Consider the following 18,041-nt stretch of genomic DNA (forward strand, 5'->3'; position numbering starts at 1 on the left):
CCAAGGGCGGCCAAGCCTTGATGCCCGTGGCCATTCAGTGCGGCCAGGATGCGCGCACCAACCCCATGTTTCTGCGTCCCACGCCGGGCAACACGGCCGCGTTCTGGTCCTGGCAGATGGCCAAGAACGTGGTACAGGCAGCGGACTTCAACTACCACGAGATGTTCGTACACCTGGGACGCACGCATCTTGTCTCGGAGGCGTTCAGCGTGGCCACGCAGCGTTGCCTGGCCCCCAGCCATCCCCTGCACGTACTGCTGGTTCCGCACTTTGAAGGTGACATCTGGATCAATCTCCTGGCGGCCATTACCATCCTGTCGCCCGGCACGTTTGGCGACATCATTGAAGGCCCTCCGCTCAAGGCCATGCAGAGTGGCGCCGTGCAGGATCGCCGGGCTTTTGACTTCTACGCTGGCATGCCTGCCGAAGACTTCCGTGCACGCGGTGTCGATGACAGCGCAGGCTTGCCGGAATACCCCTATCGCGATGACGCCCTGCTGCTTTGGAACGCCATCTCGCAGTGGGTGCAGGACTACATCGCCCTGTACTACCGCAGTGACAACGATGTCATCAACGATCAGGAGCTGCGAGCCTGGACGCAAGAGCTGATCAACAAGGGCCAGGTCATGGGCTTCAAGCCCATCACGAGCGTGGCGCAGTTGAACAGCGTGATCTCGATGGTGATCTTCACGGCCAGCGCACAGCATGCCGCCGTGAACTTCCCGCAGCAATCGGTGATGACCTACCCGCCCTTGTCGGCAGCGGTCAGCCGTACACCACCACCCACGCAAACCAGTGGCGCCACGCAAGCTGACTGGTCCAGGCAGTTGCCCGGCACATTGGTCACCTTCGCGCAATACAACTTCCTGCAGGTGCTCGGTGGCGTCCATTACCGGCCGCTGGGTGACTATCGCCACAACCGCTTCCCCTACGCGCCCGTGCTGACGGATCCCCGCGTGGCACCGGCGCTGCAACGCTTCAAGGCTTCGCTGGCGCAGATCGAGTCCACGATTCAGGCGCGCAACACCACACGCAGCCACCCCTACCCCTACCTGCTGCCCAGCCTCATCCCCACCAGCACCAACATCTGACACACACAAGGATCACTCATGTCACTGTCTTTCAAAATCGGCCAACGAGCGGGCCGCTGGCTCGCCACGTTGGCGCTACTGGGCGCCGTCGCGCCGATGGCATCGCAGGCCGGCCAAGCCGGTCAGCTCTACATGCCGGAGATCGTCGGCAACAGCGTGGCGGTCATCGACACGGCCACCGAACAAGTCACCTCGCGCATCCCGGTAGGCCCAACGGGCAAGCGCCCCGCCGTGCTGGCCGCCACGCTGGATGGCAGCAAGATTTATGTCGATAACTTCGGCTTGTTCCCGGCCACGGTTTCGGTGATCAACCGGCGCACCAATGCGGTCAAAACCATGATCGTGGGCAGCACGCCGCTGGGCATTTTCACGTCCATGGATGGCCGTGAGATCTATGTGCCTGAAGTGGGCTTTACCGTCGAGGTCATCGATGTGGCCACCGACAAGATCGTGCGCAAGCTGCACTTCCCCGACATCCCCGCCGGCGCCATGAGTGGGCCTGACGGCAATCTGTATGTGAGCTTCGCATCTGGCTTTCTGGGCGTCTACAACCCGCAAACAGGCGCGACCATCCGCAAGCCCATCTGGGTGGGTGGCGTCGGCACTTTCTGGTTCAGCTTCTCCAAGGATGGCAGCAAGCTCTACACAGACAGCATCAGCAAGATCGGTGTGATCGACGTGACCAGTTGGCGCGTGGTCAAGACCATCAACACCAATGACGCCGGCACCTTCAGCATCGCCAACCCGGGCGCCTTCACCTCGACCTTGTCACCAGATGGCAGCAAGCTCTATGTGACGCGCTGGGGCAGCACCGGCGTGCTGGTCATCGACACACAGACCGACACCGTCATCAACACCATCCCGACCAAGGGGCAAACCATCAACGTCGTCTTCAGCGGTGACGGCTCACGCGGCTACATCAGCGACCTGGGCACGACCACCACCGGCTATCAAGGCGCATTGGGTGACCTGCTGCTGTTCTTCAACATCATCGGCCCGGCCGTGGGCGTCGGGTCAGGCCAGGTCATCGTTTTCGATCCCCAGACAGACCGACAAGTCGGCCCGGCCATTCCGACCCGAGGCGGCCCCAGTTGCGGCGTCTGGCTTCCCAGCATCTGACGAAGCCGCCAAGCAGTTCGACCAACCCGGCCCGAAAGGGCCTTCCAACTACATCAACACCTCACATCCATGAACAATCACCTCGCTCCTCATTCGCGCATGGCGCATCGCACCCGGCACTGGCGCAACAAGACGCTGAGCCTGCTGGCCAGCCTGAGCATGGCCTTGCTGGCTTCGCCATCTGCACAAGCGCAGGCCAGCCGGCTTGACGGCATCAACTACATCCCCGCGGACATCGACAACTCCGTGCTCGTGGTGGACAGCAAGACCAACACCATCCTGCAGAAGATCCCCGACGTTGGCCAGCACCCCATCCAGCTCAAAGCCCTGCCTGATCGCTCCAAGATCTACGTGGACAACTTCGGTCTGGCCAAGATGGAGATCGCGGTCATCGACACGAACAGCAACCGCGTGATCAAGCGGATTCAGACCAAGGGGGCGCCTTATGCCACCACCACCTTGACACATGACGGCCGCTATCTGTTCTTCTCGACCAACCTGTCCGTCGTGCAGGTCATCGACACGCAGACCGACACGATCGTCAAGACCTTCCCCATGTCGCTCCTGCCTCAGGGCGTGGAGATCAGCCCTGACGACCAGACCTTCTATGTGTTCTACCCCAGCGGGGTACGTGCCTACAGCACGGCCACCGGCAAACAGGTCAAGCCCTATCTGTACGTGGGCCTGCTGCCCGCCTGGTCCAATATGAGCCACGACGGCAGCAAGCTGTATGGCCTGAACTTCGTCGGCGGCGATGTCGCCGTGATCGATACACAGGCCTGGAAGGTCACCAAGCGGCTCAATATGGGCTTGCTGTCCTACCCCATCTCCGGCACGGTCACCCCCAACGGCAAGCAACTGTGGGTGTGCAACATCAACGCCTACAACATGACGGTCATCGACATTGAACACGATCAAATCGAGAAGGTGATTCCCGTCAAGCGCCTGCCGGTCTACGTAGGCTTCAGCCCGGATGGCCAACGCGGCTTCCTCAGCGACCTGGGCCCACTCACCCAGAACCTGAACCTCATTGGCCGGGCATTGGTGTTTGACATCTTCTACGCCCTGCCGCCCAACCTGCCTGGCAATGTCACGACCTACGACACCAGCTCAGGTCTGCAGATGGGGCAGCCCCTGGTGACGCCGACAGGCCCACTGGTTGGCGTGTACTTCTGATCGTGTACGTGTGATCAAGCACCCCAGCAGCGCCTGCTGGGGCTTGACTCATCACTCGATCGGCGTGAGCTTGGCCACGCTGAGCATCAGCCACTTCGTTCCATGGCGACCGAAGTTGACTTGCACGCGGGCGTCCGGCCCGCTGCCTTCCACCGTCAGCACCACGCCCTCGCCAAACTTGTTGTGGAACACGCTCTGGCCCGCGCGGAAGCCGCCTTCCGTCTTGGCTTGCGCCATCTTGCTGGGCAAGGGCGCGGTCAGGTCCTTGAAGTCGTCTTCCTTTTTGGCGCCGTAAGGCTGGCCGCCATAAGCACCTCGGCTGCCGCCGGCGTAGCCGCCTGAGCCTTGGTTCGCGCGATAAGGCTGAGCGCCCGCGCCCACCATCGAGCCCATGCCCTTGCCGCTGGACCATGCATCGTTGTAGGACTTGGCAAAGCCCGAACCGAAGCCCTGGTTGCGCGGTGTGAGCCACTTGAGGGCGTCTTCCGGCAGCTCATCCAGGAAGCGGCTCTTGATGTTGTAGCGCGTCTGGCCATGCAGCATGCGCGTCTGGCTGAAGCAGATGTGCAAGCGCTGACGGGCCCGTGTGATGGCCACGTACATCAGGCGACGCTCCTCCTCCAGACCCTCAGTCGAATTCATCGAGTTCTCGTGCGGAAACAGCCCCTCCTCCAGGCCTGTCAGGAACACGTTGTTGAACTCCAGGCCTTTGGCCGCGTGGATGGTCATCAACTGCACGGCATCCTGGCCAGCCTGCGCCTGATTGTCGCCCGCTTCCAGCGATGCATGTGTGAGGAAGGCCAACAGCGGCGAGATGATTTCACCGGTCTCAGCATCGGGCAGCGTGTCCACACGGGCCACGGCTGCAGGCAGGCCTTCGGTCAAGGTGCCAGCGGGCTCGTCCACCGGCAGCGCCACGGCATCCTTGCCAAAGCCCTCCTGCGTCACAAAGGCCTCGGCGGCGTTGACCAGTTCGCCCAAGTTCTCCAGCCGCTCCTGGCCTTCCTTCTCGTTGCGATAGAAGTCCGCCAGGCCAGATGCCTCGACCACATGCTCGATGATCTGGCGCAGCGTCAGGCCACGAGTGGCGTCACGCATGGCGTCGATCAAGGCCACAAAGCCCTGCAGATTGGCGCCGGTCTTGCCAGGCACGGCCGTCACGCTCTGGCTCAAGCTTCGTGCTGACGAGCGGGCCGCATCCTGCAGCAACTCCACACTGCGTGCGCCAATGCCACGCGCAGGGAAGTTCACCACACGCAGGAAGCTGGTGTCGTCATTCGGGTTCTCGATCAGGCGCAGATAGGCCAGCGCATGCTTGACTTCGGCCCGCTCAAAGAAGCGCAAGCCGCCGTACACCTTGTAAGGCACGCCCGCATTGAACAAAGCCGATTCGATCACCCGTGATTGCGCATTGCTACGATACAGCACGGCCACTTCATGCAAGGGCTGCCCTTCACGCTTGAACTGCCGGGCTTCATCGACCACCCAGGCTGCCTCGGCAAAATCGCTGCTGGCCTCGTAGATGCGGATGGGCTCGCCCTGGCCCGCATCCGTGCGCAGGTTCTTGCCCAGGCGCTTGCTGTTCTGGGCGATCAGCGTGTTGGCTGCATCCAGGATGTGCCCATAGCTGCGGTAGTTCTGCTCCAGCTTGATCACGCGTGGCACGCGAAACTCGCGCTCGAAGTCAGACATGTTGCTGACCTGTGCACCGCGGAACGCATAGATGCTCTGGTCGTCATCACCCACGGCAAACACGCTATTGCCCGTGACAGCCGGGTTGCCCGCGAACATCTTCAGCCACAGGTACTGCAGGTTGTTCGTGTCCTGGAACTCGTCGACCAGGATGTGCTTGAAGCGACGCTGATAGTGCTCGCGCACCTCAGGATGGTCACGCATGATCTCGTAGGTGCGCAGCATCAGCTCGGCGAAATCCACCACGCCTTCACGCTGGCACTGGTCTTCATAGGCCTGATAAACGGCCAGTTGCATGCGGCCAAGTTCATCACGCGGCTGGATATCGCGCGGGCGCAAACCACCGTCCTTGGCATTGGCGATGAAGTAGCTCGTTTGCTTGGGAATGCACTTTTCTTCGTCGAACTTCAGCGCCTTGATGATGCGTTTGACGGCCGACAACTGATCTTGCGTATCCAGAATCTGGAAAGCCTGCGGCAACCCGGCCACCTTGGCATGCGCCCGCAAAAAGCGGTTGCACAGGCCGTGGAAGGTACCAATCCACATGGCCCGGGTATTCAACGGCAGCATGGCCGACAAACGCGCCTGCATTTCCTTGGCGGCCTTGTTCGTGAACGTCACGGCCATGATGCCGGCAGGCGACACCTGCCCGGTCTGCAACAACCAGGCGATCCGGGTGGTCAGCACGCGTGTTTTACCAGAGCCAGCGCCAGCCAGGATCAACGCCGGCCCTGGCGGCGCCGTCACCGCCGCCAATTGCTCCGGATTGAGGCCCACCAGCATGGGGGAGTTGCCCGCAGGGGGTGGTTCAGGGAACAATTCAGTGGTGTCAGTGCGCTCATTCATCCAAAAATTGTAGGCGCGCTTGATCCAATGCGAGCCCGATCCCCCTCAAAGGGCGGGCCGCCGATCATAAAAACAGGGAAAAACATGTTTCAGAACAGTCCGTCAGCCCCGCGAGCAGGGGGCCTGACAGCCTCGCCATTGATTACCCGCAACGCAGGCGATTCGCCCGTGCCGCTCGGCCCCCACCCCGTCAGCCTGCACACCATCCGATTCACAGGCTCGGGCAGCGAATACTTCCGCATCTGGATCGTGAACCTCCTGCTGACGCTGGTGACGCTGGGCCTCTACTACCCGTGGGCCAAGGTTCGCAAGCTTCAGTATTTTTACGGCAACACGGTCGTGATCGGCCACACTCTGGCTTTCCATGGCGAGCCCAAGAAGATGCTGAGAGGTTTCTTGCTGGTCAGCCTGCTGATGTTGACGTATGGCGTGGCGGGTCGGGTCTCGCCCACTGCAGGCGCAGTAGCTGGCCTGATCCTGGCCGCCATCTGGCCAGCCCTGATGCGTGCATCCCTTCAGTTCCGCCTTGCCCAAACGAGTTGGAGAGGGCTGCGCTTTCACTTCACGGGTTCGCTCAAAGACGCCTACATGGTGTTCCTCAAACCGATCCTGGTCAGCCTGGGCGTGGTACTGCTCAGCGTGATCGTGGCCGCCATGCTGCCGCGCGCTTTGTCCGGGATCTTCGTCGCACTCATCGCGATCGGGGGCATGGTGTGCCTGGGCCCCTACATGCTTTGGCGCATCAAGCGATACCAGCACCAGCACTACGCGTTGGGTCAGTTGCAGACCAGCTTCAAAGCCACCTTCGGCGACATGCTGCGCATCTTCCTGAAAACAGGCCTGCTCTCCGTTGTCGCTGTCACTGGCATGGTCATTTTGTGTGGGCTGCTCTTCGCTGCTGTCGGCATGAACCAGGTCCTCTCGTCGAAACCCGACATGCGCCAGCTGATGTCATGGAGTGGCTTGCTCGTACCAGCCATGGTCATCGCCTACATCCTGATCACGCAGGTCATTCAAGGCCCGTATTTCAGCTCACGCATGCAGAACCTGGTCTGGACGCAAACAGGCAATCGGCTGGTCCGCTTCAAGAGCCATCTGGGCTGGGGCGAGCTGGCGTGGCTGGCGCTGAAAAACTGGCTGCTGGTGGCGTTGACGCTGGGGCTGTACTGGCCCTTTGCCGCCATCGCGCTGGCCCGTGCCAGATTGCAGGCCATCGTGATTCACACGCGTCAGGATCCTGACCTGCTGCTGGCACAAGCCAACCAGACCACATCGGACGCAAGCGGTGACCTGGCCGCAGACCTGATCGGCATTGACGTGGGTTTGTGATCATGTCAGCCACTGACATGCCACTTCTGGTGGACTACTTCGACGGCCTGTCAGCACGCGCGCACCGGGTCAGCATGCGCCTTCATCAGGACATGCTGCAACTCACCGGCCCCGACCTGTTCAGGCAGATTGCCATCAACAAGGTGCAGTGGTCCGAACGCACGCGACACGGCATCCGCAACGCCCACTTCATGGATGGAGGCTCGATCCAGTCGCTCGATAACGGCCACTGGGATGACTGGCTGAAGGCCCATCACCTGGGTGAGACGATGGTCGTGCGTGCACAGCAAAGCTGGCGCTGGACGGCCTTGGCCACGGGCGTGCTCCTGCTGGTTGCTGTGCTGGGTTACTGGTGGGGGCTACCCATGGCGGCTCGTGCCCTGACGCCACTGATTCCGGCTGCGGTCGATCAGGAGATCGGCCAGCGCACGCTGCAAGCCATGGACGAGCAGTGGCTGCACCCAAGCCAGCTTGGCGAACCCGTGCAAGCACACTGGCGGCAGAAGTTCGACCTTGCCGCGCAACAAGGTTCTCCTCGCCAGACCGTGGCCGTGACGCCCTCGCAAGCGGGCATTCGTCTGCATTTTCGCCATGCGACCATCGGCCCCAATGCCTTTGCCCTGCCTGATGGCAGCATCGTGGTCACAGATGAACTCATCGCGCTGCTACAAGACCGTGAGGACGTGATCCTTGGCATTCTGGGGCACGAGTTGGGGCACGTCCAACTGCGCCATGGCCTTCGCACACTCATCCAGACCGGGCTGCTGGGCGTGATCAGCAGCGCTGCCTTTGGCGACTTCAGCACGTGGCTGGCTGGCGCACCGGCACTGCTGGGCCATCTGGCCTACTCACGCAATCTGGAGCGTGAGGCCGATGATGTGGCCATCGCGTTCATGCATCGCAACCACATCAAGCCATCCGTGATGGTCGTGTTCTTTCAACGACTGAAGGCCAAACACCCCTCAGGTCAGGATCTGGGCATCGCGTTCAGCAGCCATCCTGCTGATGCCGAGCGAATCGCCCGCTTCAAAGCCGCAGATCTGGATGATCCTGCCGCCCCGTAAAAGCCACGGACGCAACCTCAAGCACACAGGCTCGCTCACGCAGCAGCAGCCAACGCCATTGCTTCTTCTCGGGTCAGCAAGCGCTCCATCAGTTCACGCACGCTGCGAATCTGGCTGCCAAACGGCAACTCCCCCGTGCCACGGAAGAACAAGCCCTTCTTGATATCGCCCCGCATGGCGGCGGCCAATTGGTTGTCGATGCAGAACTGGCCCCAACCCGGCAAGCCATCGCGCAAACCACACTGAGCCAGGCAGTCAAACGCCTTGGTACAGCGCTTCTTGGCATGGCTGACCGCCTGCAGTTTGGACTCGATCTTCAAGTAGGCCTTCAACCAAGGTGTGGCCACAGCACGGGCCGGCAAGCCTGCCACGCTGGTGAACTCAACCATGTCTTCATCGCGTGCCTCGGCCAGCACGCGCTTGAATTCCGGGTGCGCATCGCCCTCCGCCGTCACAGCAAAGGGGGTGCCCAGTTGCACGCCTGCCGCGCCCAGATCCTGCACACGCTGGATATCTTCACGCGTGCGAATGCCGCCTGCGGCAATCAAGGGAATCTCTTTTTCAATACCCGCTGAACGCATGAAGGCCAGCACCTCCGGGATCACACGCTCGAACTCAAAGCGTGGGTCGTTCAGATCGGCGATCCTGGCTGCGCCCAGGTGGCCGCCAGCCAGGCGAGGATGCTCGATCACGATGGCATCCGGCAAGCGCTTCTTGCGCTCCCACTTCTTGATGATCAACTGCACGCCGCGTGAATCCGACAGGATCGGAATCAACAGGGCCTTGGGATGATCCTGCGCCAGATCGGGCAGATCCAGTGGCAAGCCGGCCCCCACCACCACGGCATCAATGCCGGCTTCCAGCGAGCGCTTCACGTAGCCGGCGTAATCGCTCACGGCGCGCATCACGTTCATGGCCAACAAGCCGCGCCCTTCGGACAACTGACGTGCCGCCTTGACCTCGCGCTCAACGGCTTCCAGATTCGCTTGGTTGATGGCTTCGCGCGTGGCGGCGTCTTGCCCGACGCGCGATGACCAGCCCTGGGTACGTTCCATCAGATCGGGATGATGGCGACGGATGTCTACGCAGGAGATCGTGCCCATGCCACCCATGGCCGCCACGCTGCCCGCCAGGCGGTGTGCCGACACGCCAATGCCCATGCCACCTTGCACGATGGGCAAGAGATCCCTGCCGCCCAGCTTCATGCTCTTGAGCCCGCTGTCGCCCAGCTTGCTGGCCAGTGCCGTGTCAATGTGCGCGGAAGATGCGGAAGGCGCGGCAGCGTGATCGGGTGTCTCTTGCATCATGGGCATCGTTCAAAATGGAATGGCCCAGAAGGTAACGGGCTCACGCGCCCATGGCTTTGCGTCAGGTCAAGTCAGATCCACCGAATCCTTGTAATCGGGGACACTGGCCTGCCAGCCCAGCTGTTCGTTGATGCGAAGCCGCAAGGTGTCTGCGGCCTGGGGCTCGCCATGGTTGATGAACACGTGCTCGGGCTGTTTTGCCAGCCCCTTCAACCAGTTCAGCAAACCGGCCTGATCAGCATGGGCTGACAGGCCCTCGATCTGCGCCACTTCAGCCCGGATCGGCACGTACTCGCCAAACAGCTTGATGGACGATGCCCCCGCAGCCAACGATGCGCCGCGCGTACCGCCGGCCTGGAAGCCGCTGAGCACAATCGCGTTGCGCGAATGCGGCCCGTAATGCTCGATGTGATGCAGCACACGCCCGCCTGTGACCATGCCGCTGCCCGCGATGATGACCATGGGATAGCGTTGACTCAGCAAGGCTTTGGACTCTTCCACATCGCGCACGAAACGGGTCATGTGGCGGATGCCTTCGCACTCCTCGGTGCTCAGGCGATGTTCGTTGTGATGCCGTTCGTACAAGCCCGTGGCCGAGATGCCCATCGGGCTGTCCAGCACCACAGGCAGGTTGGGGATCGCCCCCGCTTCCTTCAGGCGATAAAGCGCATACAGCAAGCCTTGCGTGCGCCCCACGGCGAAAGCGGGGATGATGACCACGCCGCCGCGTGCTGCCGTTCGCCGCACCACATCGCCCAGCTTCTCGATGGGGTCCATGGCTGGATGCAGGCGATCACCGTAAGTGGATTCGATCACCACCCAATCGGCCTGTTGACCAGTTTGCGGCGGCTGCATCACCAGATCGTCCTCACGGCCCAGGTCGCCCGAGAACAGCGCCGTCTTGCCTTGGTACTCGATCGCGATGCTGGCCGCGCCCAGAATATGCCCCGCCGGCGAGAAGCGCACACGCACGCCCTGCCCCAACTCGATCGCGCCATCGGTCGCGACGCGGTGGAAATGCTTCAGGCAGGCCTTCACGTCCTTGACGGTGTAGAGCGGCTCGGCGGGCTCGTGGCGGGTCTTGCCATGACGATTGCGGTAGTAGGCCTCTTCTTCCTGAAGATGCGCCGTGTCCTGCAGCAAGACCTCGCACAGATCCGCCGTGCCAGAGGTGGTCCAGATGGGGCCTTTGAAACCCTGGCGCGTCAGCAGGGGCAGGGTGCCACTGTGATCGATGTGTGCATGGGTCAGCAAGACGGCGTCCAGGCTCGCGGGATCAAAGGGCAAAGGCGCCCAATTGCGCTCCCGCAAGGTCTTGAAGCCCTGGAACATGCCGCAGTCCACCAGCAGCTTCAGTCCGCCAACTTCCACCAGTGTCTTGGAACCCGTCACCGTGGCGGTCGCGCCATAAAACGTCATGCGCATGGATGTCATTCCTTTGTGGGCGTCACAGCCGACGCCTTGTTGTCAGCCTGAGGCGATGCAGACTGGCGAGCCTGTGCGAATTGCAATAACAAGGGCATCATCACTGGCCGCAGGCGCTGCCACCCTTGCCACAGCGACAAACCGCGCCCGGCCAATCGGGCCACACCTTTCGGCTGCCAGACGGCCAGGGCCATGGCACCCGCGACCAGCCAGTACGGGTGCTTGCTCAACCAACGCCCGGTGGACAAGGCGCGGTCCGCCATGCCCGCCACCGGCGCCACCTTGGCGTTGACCTGGATGGCGAAAGCATGTCGCAACACGGCGCTGCGCTGTTGCAGCATGCGCTTTCTCAGCGCCAGTTCAGCCATACGAGCCGAGGGCATACGCATCACTCCTTGTCTGTGGGCTGCGCACCCTTGGCTGCAGCCAGCAAGGCCTCGTGATCGGCCTGCAACTCGGCCAAGGAGGCGGCCAACATGCCCTCCGGCGATGCAGTGATCGCCTTGACGCGGTTAACCGCCCAGGCACATGCCAGTGCAAACGCGGCCGTCAAGCCACCCAGCACCAGAAGCGGATGGCTGTCCCAGAACAGGACCGTGATGAAACCAGCCAGGAAAACGCTGGCCACAGCCCCCATCAGGATGGCAATCGCCCCCCAGGCCAGCACGCCCAGCAGGCGCTGCTTCTCCTCCTCGACCTCGGTGGCCAGCAAGGCCAAGCGGGTCTGCAGGATGGCCATCATGGTCGCGGCCAGCCCTTGCACGGACGACATCAACCGTCCGCGCGCGCCTGCCACGGCCTCAACCCCACTCGTGGCGGCTCCACCACCGGCATGGCCCTGCTGCGACTCACTCATTCATCGACGCCCGAGCAAGAGGCCAATCAGCAAACCGGCCCCTGCCGCAATGCTGATGGACTTCCAGGGGTTCTCATGAACGTACTCGTCCGTCACCTTGGCGGCGGCCTTGGCCTTGTCCACCACAGCGGCCTGCGCTTCGATCAGGCCGGTCTTGGCGCTGGACAAGGTGGCTTGCACGCGGTGGCGCAACTCGGCCACACCCGCGCCAGCATCCCCCGCCGTGGCGGCCAGCAAGGCCTCCGCATCGGCGAGGACCAATTGCAGGTCGGCCATCAGCTTGTCTTTTTGTGCATTAGTCAGGTCACTCATGATTGCGCTCCTTTTTAGGCAATGAAATCAATGCAGGATCAGCAGTGGCAACTGGCTGTGCGCCAGCACGCTCTTGGCCAGTGAGCCATGGATCAGGGCGTCCAGCCCATGGCGGCCATGCGTGGCCATCACGATCAGATCGCAGCCCTGGCGCTGGGCCGTGTCCACGATGCCCTGCTGCACGTTGTCGGTGATCATGAACTGACCATCGAAGTGGACACCCGCCTCCTTAGCCTTGGCCGCAAACGCTTCCAGAATGTCACGGGCATGCGCTTCACAGCGCTTTTCATGCTCCTGAAACGTGGCCACGTCATACGCCACGGCGGCCTGCTCCACCACCAGCACCGGCAGAGGAGGTTCTGCCGTGAAACCCGTGATCGCGGCCCCCAGCATCTTGGCCAGGCCAATGCTGTGCTCGATCGCCTTGTTCGACAACTCGCTGCCGTCCACGGGCACCAACAAATGTTCGTACATGAAAGCCTCCTAACGCCTTGGATTCCCATTTCAGTCAATTGACTGACCTTGTCTCATCCTAGATCGCGAATGTGGCAACGCCAACACCTAAGACCACACTGCGACATCAAAACAGAGGGTTTTTGATCCACCGCATGAAAGCCATCTGACGGCCCTTGCCGCGTGAGCCAAAACGGAACTTGCTCAAACCACCCTCAAATCGTTCGCCAGAAGCCAGAGCCGACCTAAAATCGCGGTTTGGCCCAGAGAAAGCGCCCGCTTCGGGCGCAGACCAGCCTCCCAATACCATGACCGAACTCGCCAAATCCTTCGACCCCGCCCCGATTGAAGCCAAATACGGCCCCCAGTGGGAGCAACGCGGTCTGTACAAGCCCACCCTGGACGCCACCAAGCCGTCCTTCTGCGTCCAGTTGCCGCCGCCCAATGTGACGGGCACGCTGCACATGGGCCACGCCTTCAACCAGACCATCATGGACTCGTTGACGCGCTACCACCGCATGCTGGGCCACAACACCCTGTGGGTACCTGGCACCGACCACGCCGGCATTGCCACCCAGATCGTGGTGGAGCGCCAGCTGCAGGAAAAAGGACAGAACCGCCACGACCTGGGCCGCAAGAACTTCGTCGCCAAGATCTGGGAGTGGAAGGAGCAATCTGGCTCCACCATCACACAGCAAATGCGCCGCATGGGTGACTCGGTCTCGTGGGAGCACGAGTACTTCACCATGGACGACAAGCTGTCCAAGGTCGTGAGCGACACCTTCGTCAAGCTGTACGAAGAAGGCCTGATCTACCGTGGCAAGCGCCTGGTGAGCTGGGACCCAATCCTCAAATCCGCAGTGTCTGACCTCGAAGTCGAGAGCGAGGAAGAAGACGGCTCGATGTGGCACATCCGCTATCCGATTGATGGCAGCGATGAGACCCTGGTCGTGGCCACCACCCGCCCTGAAACCATGCTGGGCGATACCGCCGTCATGGTCCATCCGGAAGACGAGCGCTACACCCACCTGATCGGCAAACTGGTCAAGCTGCCCATCACTGGCCGTCTCGTGCCTGTGATCGCTGATGAACACGTGGACAAGGAATTCGGCACCGGCGTCGTCAAGGTCACCCCGGCCCATGACACAAACGACTACCAGGTCGGTCAGCGCCACAGCCTGCCGATGATCACCATCTTCACGCTAGACGCGCAAGTGGTGTCGCACCTGGAAGAGATCCCCGAGGCCTACCGTGGCCTGGATCGTTTCGTGGCCCGCAAGGCCTTGGTCGCCCAACTCGAGCTTGACGGCCTGCTGGTCGAGGTCAAGAAGCACAAGCTGATGGTGCCGCGCTGCGCGCGTACCGGCCAGATCATCGAGCCCATGCTGACGGACCAATGGTTCGTGGCCATGACCAAGCCCGGCGCGCAAGGCAAGTCAATTGCCGAGCAGGCCATCGAAGCCGTCGAATCCGGCGAAGTCAAGTTCGTGCCCGAGAACTGGGTCAACACCTACAACCAGTGGATGAAGAACATCCAGGACTGGTGTATCTCGCGCCAACTGTGGTGGGGCCATCAGATCCCGGCCTGGTATGGCAGCAACGGCGAAATCTTCGTGGCCCGCACGGAAGAAGAAGCCCATGTGCGCGCCAAGGCCGCTGGCTACGAAGGCACGCTGACCCGCGACGAAGACGTGCTGGACACCTGGTACTCATCGGCCCTGGTGCCCTTCTCCACCCTGGGCTGGCCCGAGCAGACCAAGGAGATGGACCTGTTCCTGCCTTCGTCAGTGCTGGTCACCGGCTACGACATCATCTTCTTCTGGGTCGCCCGGATGATCATGATGACCAAGCACTTCACCGGCAAGGTGCCGTTCAAGCACGTGTACATCCACGGCCTGGTGCGCGATGCGCAGGGCCAGAAGATGTCCAAGTCCGAAGGCAATGTGCTGGACCCGGTTGACCTGATTGACGGGATCGAACTGGCCCCGCTGCTTGACAAGCGCACCACCGGCCTGCGCAAGCCTGAGACCGCGCCGAAGGTCCGCAAGAACACCGAGAAGGAGTTCCCGGATGGCATCCCTGGCTATGGCGCCGATGCCCTGCGCTTCACCTTTGCCGCATTGGCCAGCCTGGGCCGCAGCATCAACTTCGACAGCAAGCGCTGCGAGGGCTACCGCAACTTCTGCAACAAGCTCTGGAACGCCACCAAGTTCGTGCTGATGAACTGCGAAGGCCAGGACTGCGGCATCGTCAAGCACGAGCCCGGCCAGTGTGCGGCCAATGGCTATCTGGACTTCAGCCCCGCCGATCGCTGGATCGTCAGCGAGCTGCAACGCGTGGAAGCGGCCGTCGAGCAAGGCTTCAAGGAGTTCCGCCTCGACAACGTGGCCAACGCGATCTACCAGTTCGTCTGGGATGAGTACTGCGACTGGTACATCGAAATCGCCAAGACCCAGCTCAATGTGGCCAAGGACAGCGGCAACGAAGCGCAGCAACGTGGCACCCGCCGCACGCTGATCCGCGTGCTCGAAACCGTGCTGCGCCTGCTGCACCCCATTACGCCCTTCATCACAGAAGAGCTGTGGCAGGTGGTGGCCCCTGTGGCTGGCCGCAAGCAAGCCGGTTCAGACGACAGCATCGTGCTGGCCCCCTACCCCGTGCCAGACCTGAGCCGCGTGTGCACCGAATCCGACGCCTGGGTTGGCAAGCTCAAGGCCTTGGTCGGAACGGCCCGCAACCTGCGCGGCGAGATGAACCTGTCGCCCGCCGAACGCGTGCCCATGCTGACCACGGGTGACACCGCGTTCATCACGCAGGCAGCGCCCATCCTCAAGGCCCTGGGCAAACTCAGCGAAGTGAAGATCCTGGACGAAACCGCCTTCGCTGCGGCCACGTCCATGGCACCGGTAGCTGTGCAAGGCGAAGCTCGCTTGGCTCTGCACGTTGAAATCGACGTCGAAGCGGAAAAGGCTCGCCTGTCCAAAGAAATCGCCCGACTGGAAGGCGAGATCACCAAAGCACAAGCCAAGCTGGGCAACGAAAGCTTTGTGGCGCGCGCGCCAGCCGCCGTGGTCGAGCAGGAGAAGCAACGCGTGACGGATTTCACAGCCACGCTCGAGCGCCTGCAAAGCCAGCTCCAACGACTGGGTTGAACCCTCCCCCACGATTGAGGCGTCCCCCTGGAAAACAGGGGGACGATTCGTTACACAAGGTGACCATGCCGGTGACACAATCCCGGCCAGTCTCTCTGGAGTAGTTTCATGAGCATCACAAAGGCCATCTTCCCTGTTGCCGGCCTCGGTACCCGTTTCCTGCCAGCCACCAAGGCTCAACCCAAGGAAATGCTGCCCGTGGTGGACAAGCCGCTCATCCAGTACGCCGTTGAAGAAGCCTACGATGCGGGCATCCGCGAGATGATTTTCGTGACCGGTCGCCACAAGCGTCCCATTGAAGACCACTTCGATACCGCCTTCGAGCTTGAATACGAACTGGAACACGCCGGCAAGCTGGACCTGCTCAAAACAGTGCAGTCCATCAAGCCCAACGACATGGAATGCGTGTTCGTGCGCCAGCCCAAGAGCCTGGGGCTGGGCCACGCCGTGCTGTGCGGTGAACGCCTGGTGCGTGGCGAGCCCTTTGCCGTGCTGCTGGCTGATGACCTGATGGTAGGCCAGACCCCCATCCTCAAACAGATGGTCGATCAGTTCAATGAACTGCAAGGCTCCATCCTGGCCGTACAGGAAGTGCCTGCCGAGCACACCAAGCGCTACGGCATCGTGGCCGGCACGCCCGTCTCCGAGCGCGTGATGGCCATTTCCAAGATCGTTGAAAAGCCTGCACCGGAAAATGCACCCTCACGCCTGGGTGTAGCTGGTCGCTACATCCTGACACCTGCTGTGTTCGAACAAATCCGCTCACAACCACGCGGCGTGGGCAACGAGATTCAACTGACAGACGGCATCGCCGGCTTGCTGAGTCTTGAAAAGGTTTACGCCTATCAATACGAAGGCAAGCGTTACGACTGCGGTAGCAAGGAAGGTTTCCTGGAGGCCAATGTCGAACTCGCACTTCAACACGCACAAGTCGGAACATGGTTCCGCAACTACCTCCAACAATTGAAGCTGGACTGAGGCGCCGTGCAGATTTTGGACGCACACGTCCACACCAACAAAAAAGGACCTTGCTCAAGGTCCTTTTTTTATTGCTGACTCATCAGCTTCATGCCCCTGGCTTGAGCACACCGGCCACTTCGAGCTGCATCATGATCATGTTGACCAGCGTGGCCACCGAAGGCCTGCCTGTATCGACACAGTAATGTGCGGTCTGCTCGTACAAAGGATGCCGCTGCTCATACAACTCACGCAGCTTGGCCAGCGGATCGGCGACCTGCAACAAGGGGCGCTGTGTATCGTGCTTGAGACGACGATAGAGCTCATCTGGTGTTGAGCGCAAATACACCACTGTTGTGCGCGCCTTGAGTCTCTCGCGATTCATGGGCCGAAGCAGAGCGCCACCGCCTGTCGCCAGGACCAGCGAAACATCAGGAGTATGGCTCGTGATCTCGTCAATCACAGCCTCTTCATGATCACGAAAAGCGGCCTCACCGAACTGCTCAAAGTACTGGCGAATCGGCATGCCGATCCGCTCTTCAAGCACCGCGTCGGAGTCGAGAAATCGGGCCCCGATGCGTTTGGCAAGTTGCCTGCCGACGGTGGACTTGCCGCCACCGGGCAGGCCCACCAGAGAAATCACCATAGCGGACTCAAGGATTGACCGTAACAGCGTTCGGCAAGGTGATGATGCTGCCACCCATTGTGAACTTAATATCAGCCTTTCCTGCCGTGATGGCTACTGGAGGAGTCGCTGTGCTTGTATTCTGAATGAGCATCGTATGCATTGTGGGCCCCCCAACAACAGCAGGAATAGGCGAGTTATCGACTGCTGCAGAAAAGGTACTGCTGGTCGTCGTCGCGGTAATTGTGCTTCCTGACATCAAGGGATTGCCCCCCGACGAGTCAGCATTAACATTCCCGTCTCTCACGCAGAACTGCAAAAAGGCACGTGTAGCGCCCCCCATCGTCACGGTCATGTATGCGTTGTCAACCAACGTGCTAGTACAAGCTCCGGCCGAAACTTTGTAAACACGGGGCGACAGATCTGTCCTGGAGAAGAAAAGCAATCGATTCAATCTTGCATATGCCGTACCAGCGTTATCCCACGCACCGTTGCCGGCATCAGGATTGGTACTCACACCAACAATGAACTCGCCAGAATTCAAATCACATACACCGTTTTCATTCTTATCATTGCAGACACCAACAGGAACGTCGTCATAGACAGTCTCCGTTCCAACGTCGAACGTTCCATTGCC

At 61.2% G+C, this 18,041-nt stretch carries 16 protein-coding genes; 7 read left to right on the forward strand and 9 right to left on the reverse strand.

Going from position 1 to position 18,041, the window contains the following annotated elements; genetic code table 11:
• From EPO09_RS14060 to EPO09_RS14070, 3 genes are all read left to right on the forward strand, one after another.
• Nucleotides 1-1,091: lipoxygenase family protein (locus tag EPO09_RS14060; protein WP_290643948.1), on the forward strand; the 1,091-nt coding region annotated here is incomplete at its 5' end.
• An 18-nt stretch (nucleotides 1,092-1,109) separates the two neighbouring features.
• A complete protein-coding gene (locus EPO09_RS14065; RefSeq protein WP_290643949.1) occupies nucleotides 1,110-2,210 on the forward strand; it encodes a YncE family protein in 1,101 nt (366 codons plus the stop codon).
• A gap of 69 nt (nucleotides 2,211-2,279) precedes the next feature.
• Nucleotides 2,280-3,386, forward strand: a complete 1,107-nt coding sequence (locus tag EPO09_RS14070; protein WP_290643950.1) for a cytochrome D1 domain-containing protein — start codon at nucleotides 2,280-2,282, stop codon at nucleotides 3,384-3,386.
• Between the two features lie 51 nt (nucleotides 3,387-3,437).
• On the opposite strand, the gene EPO09_RS14075 is transcribed toward EPO09_RS14070, so the two are convergent.
• Complete coding sequence (locus EPO09_RS14075; RefSeq protein WP_290643951.1) at nucleotides 3,438-5,924, reverse strand: UvrD-helicase domain-containing protein; 2,487 nt, start codon at nucleotides 5,922-5,924, stop codon at nucleotides 3,438-3,440.
• 84 nt (nucleotides 5,925-6,008) lie between these two features.
• Between EPO09_RS14075 and EPO09_RS14080 the strand changes: the two genes are divergently transcribed.
• Both EPO09_RS14080 and EPO09_RS14085 read left to right on the forward strand, forming a co-directional pair.
• Nucleotides 6,009-7,253 carry a YjgN family protein gene (locus EPO09_RS14080; protein ID WP_290643952.1) on the forward strand — a complete coding sequence of 415 codons (1,245 nt, stop codon included), beginning with the start codon at nucleotides 6,009-6,011 and terminating at the stop codon, nucleotides 7,251-7,253.
• 2 nt (nucleotides 7,254-7,255) lie between these two features.
• A complete protein-coding gene (locus tag EPO09_RS14085) occupies nucleotides 7,256-8,317 on the forward strand; it encodes a M48 family metallopeptidase (protein ID WP_290643953.1) in 1,062 nt (353 codons plus the stop codon).
• A gap of 35 nt (nucleotides 8,318-8,352) precedes the next feature.
• Here the strand turns inward: EPO09_RS14085 and EPO09_RS14090 are convergent, their stop codons facing one another.
• The 6 genes from EPO09_RS14090 to EPO09_RS14115 all read right to left on the reverse strand — a co-directional run bounded on the left by EPO09_RS14090 (nucleotide 8,353) and on the right by EPO09_RS14115 (nucleotide 12,691).
• The gene (locus EPO09_RS14090) at nucleotides 8,353-9,522 is read right to left on the reverse strand and encodes a nitronate monooxygenase family protein (protein WP_290643963.1); all 1,170 of its coding nucleotides are present in this window, start codon (nucleotides 9,520-9,522) and stop codon (nucleotides 8,353-8,355) included.
• 168 nt (nucleotides 9,523-9,690) lie between these two features.
• Nucleotides 9,691-11,049, reverse strand: a complete 1,359-nt coding sequence (locus EPO09_RS14095; protein WP_290643954.1) for an MBL fold metallo-hydrolase RNA specificity domain-containing protein — start codon at nucleotides 11,047-11,049, stop codon at nucleotides 9,691-9,693.
• A 5-nt stretch (nucleotides 11,050-11,054) separates the two neighbouring features.
• Complete coding sequence (locus tag EPO09_RS14100; protein WP_290643955.1) at nucleotides 11,055-11,432, reverse strand: YqjK family protein; 378 nt, start codon at nucleotides 11,430-11,432, stop codon at nucleotides 11,055-11,057.
• Between the two features lie 5 nt (nucleotides 11,433-11,437).
• Nucleotides 11,438-11,905, reverse strand: a complete 468-nt coding sequence (locus tag EPO09_RS14105) for a phage holin family protein (protein ID WP_290643956.1) — start codon at nucleotides 11,903-11,905, stop codon at nucleotides 11,438-11,440.
• Nucleotides 11,906-12,217: a DUF883 family protein gene (locus tag EPO09_RS14110; RefSeq protein WP_290643957.1), complete on the reverse strand. Its 312-nt coding sequence runs from the start codon at nucleotides 12,215-12,217 to the stop codon at nucleotides 11,906-11,908.
• A gap of 27 nt (nucleotides 12,218-12,244) precedes the next feature.
• Entirely contained in the window at nucleotides 12,245-12,691 is a 447-nt protein-coding gene (locus EPO09_RS14115; protein WP_290643958.1) for a universal stress protein, read from the reverse strand.
• A gap of 287 nt (nucleotides 12,692-12,978) precedes the next feature.
• On the opposite strand from EPO09_RS14115, the gene EPO09_RS14120 reads away from it, so the two are divergent.
• Together EPO09_RS14120 and galU are read left to right on the forward strand one after the other, a co-directional pair.
• Nucleotides 12,979-15,822 (forward strand): valine--tRNA ligase, encoded by a 2,844-nt coding sequence (locus EPO09_RS14120; protein WP_290643959.1) that lies wholly within the window; start codon nucleotides 12,979-12,981, stop codon nucleotides 15,820-15,822.
• Nucleotides 15,823-15,930: 108 nt separating this feature from the next.
• Nucleotides 15,931-16,800 (forward strand): UTP--glucose-1-phosphate uridylyltransferase GalU, encoded by an 870-nt coding sequence (galU, locus tag EPO09_RS14125; RefSeq protein ID WP_290643960.1) that lies wholly within the window; start codon nucleotides 15,931-15,933, stop codon nucleotides 16,798-16,800.
• Nucleotides 16,801-16,888: 88 nt separating this feature from the next.
• On the opposite strand, the gene EPO09_RS14130 is transcribed toward galU, so the two are convergent.
• Nucleotides 16,889-17,425: a shikimate kinase gene (locus tag EPO09_RS14130; protein ID WP_290643961.1), complete on the reverse strand. Its 537-nt coding sequence runs from the start codon at nucleotides 17,423-17,425 to the stop codon at nucleotides 16,889-16,891.
• 7 nt (nucleotides 17,426-17,432) lie between these two features.
• Nucleotides 17,433-18,041, reverse strand: a 609-nt coding sequence (locus EPO09_RS14135) for a hypothetical protein (protein ID WP_290643962.1), incomplete at its 5' end; no start/stop codon positions are given.

Source organism: Aquabacterium sp., assembly GCF_004297345.1.
In the GTDB taxonomy this organism is placed as follows: Bacteria; Pseudomonadota; Gammaproteobacteria; order Burkholderiales; family Burkholderiaceae_C; genus Aquabacterium.

What these genes read in the sequence shown, in the direction of transcription:
- EPO09_RS14065 (WP_290643949.1), top strand. Translation starts at nt 1,110, where the DNA reads ATGTCACTGTCTTTCAAAATCGGCCAACGAGCGGGCCGCTGGCTCGCC.
- EPO09_RS14070 (WP_290643950.1), top strand. Translation starts at nt 2,280, where the DNA reads ATGAACAATCACCTCGCTCCTCATTCGCGCATGGCGCATCGCACCCGG.
- EPO09_RS14075 (WP_290643951.1), bottom strand. Translation starts at nt 5,924, where the DNA reads ATGAATGAGCGCACTGACACCACTGAATTGTTCCCTGAACCACCCCCT.
- EPO09_RS14080 (WP_290643952.1), top strand. Translation starts at nt 6,009, where the DNA reads ATGTTTCAGAACAGTCCGTCAGCCCCGCGAGCAGGGGGCCTGACAGCC.
- EPO09_RS14085 (WP_290643953.1), top strand. Translation starts at nt 7,256, where the DNA reads ATGTCAGCCACTGACATGCCACTTCTGGTGGACTACTTCGACGGCCTG.
- EPO09_RS14090 (WP_290643963.1), bottom strand. Translation starts at nt 9,522, where the DNA reads ATGAAGCTGGGCGGCAGGGATCTCTTGCCCATCGTGCAAGGTGGCATG.
- EPO09_RS14095 (WP_290643954.1), bottom strand. Translation starts at nt 11,049, where the DNA reads ATGCGCATGACGTTTTATGGCGCGACCGCCACGGTGACGGGTTCCAAG.
- EPO09_RS14100 (WP_290643955.1), bottom strand. Translation starts at nt 11,432, where the DNA reads ATGCCCTCGGCTCGTATGGCTGAACTGGCGCTGAGAAAGCGCATGCTG.
- EPO09_RS14105 (WP_290643956.1), bottom strand. Translation starts at nt 11,905, where the DNA reads ATGAGTGAGTCGCAGCAGGGCCATGCCGGTGGTGGAGCCGCCACGAGT.
- EPO09_RS14110 (WP_290643957.1), bottom strand. Translation starts at nt 12,217, where the DNA reads ATGAGTGACCTGACTAATGCACAAAAAGACAAGCTGATGGCCGACCTG.
- EPO09_RS14115 (WP_290643958.1), bottom strand. Translation starts at nt 12,691, where the DNA reads ATGTACGAACATTTGTTGGTGCCCGTGGACGGCAGCGAGTTGTCGAAC.
- EPO09_RS14120 (WP_290643959.1), top strand. Translation starts at nt 12,979, where the DNA reads ATGACCGAACTCGCCAAATCCTTCGACCCCGCCCCGATTGAAGCCAAA.
- galU (WP_290643960.1), top strand. Translation starts at nt 15,931, where the DNA reads ATGAGCATCACAAAGGCCATCTTCCCTGTTGCCGGCCTCGGTACCCGT.
- EPO09_RS14130 (WP_290643961.1), bottom strand. Translation starts at nt 17,425, where the DNA reads ATGGTGATTTCTCTGGTGGGCCTGCCCGGTGGCGGCAAGTCCACCGTC.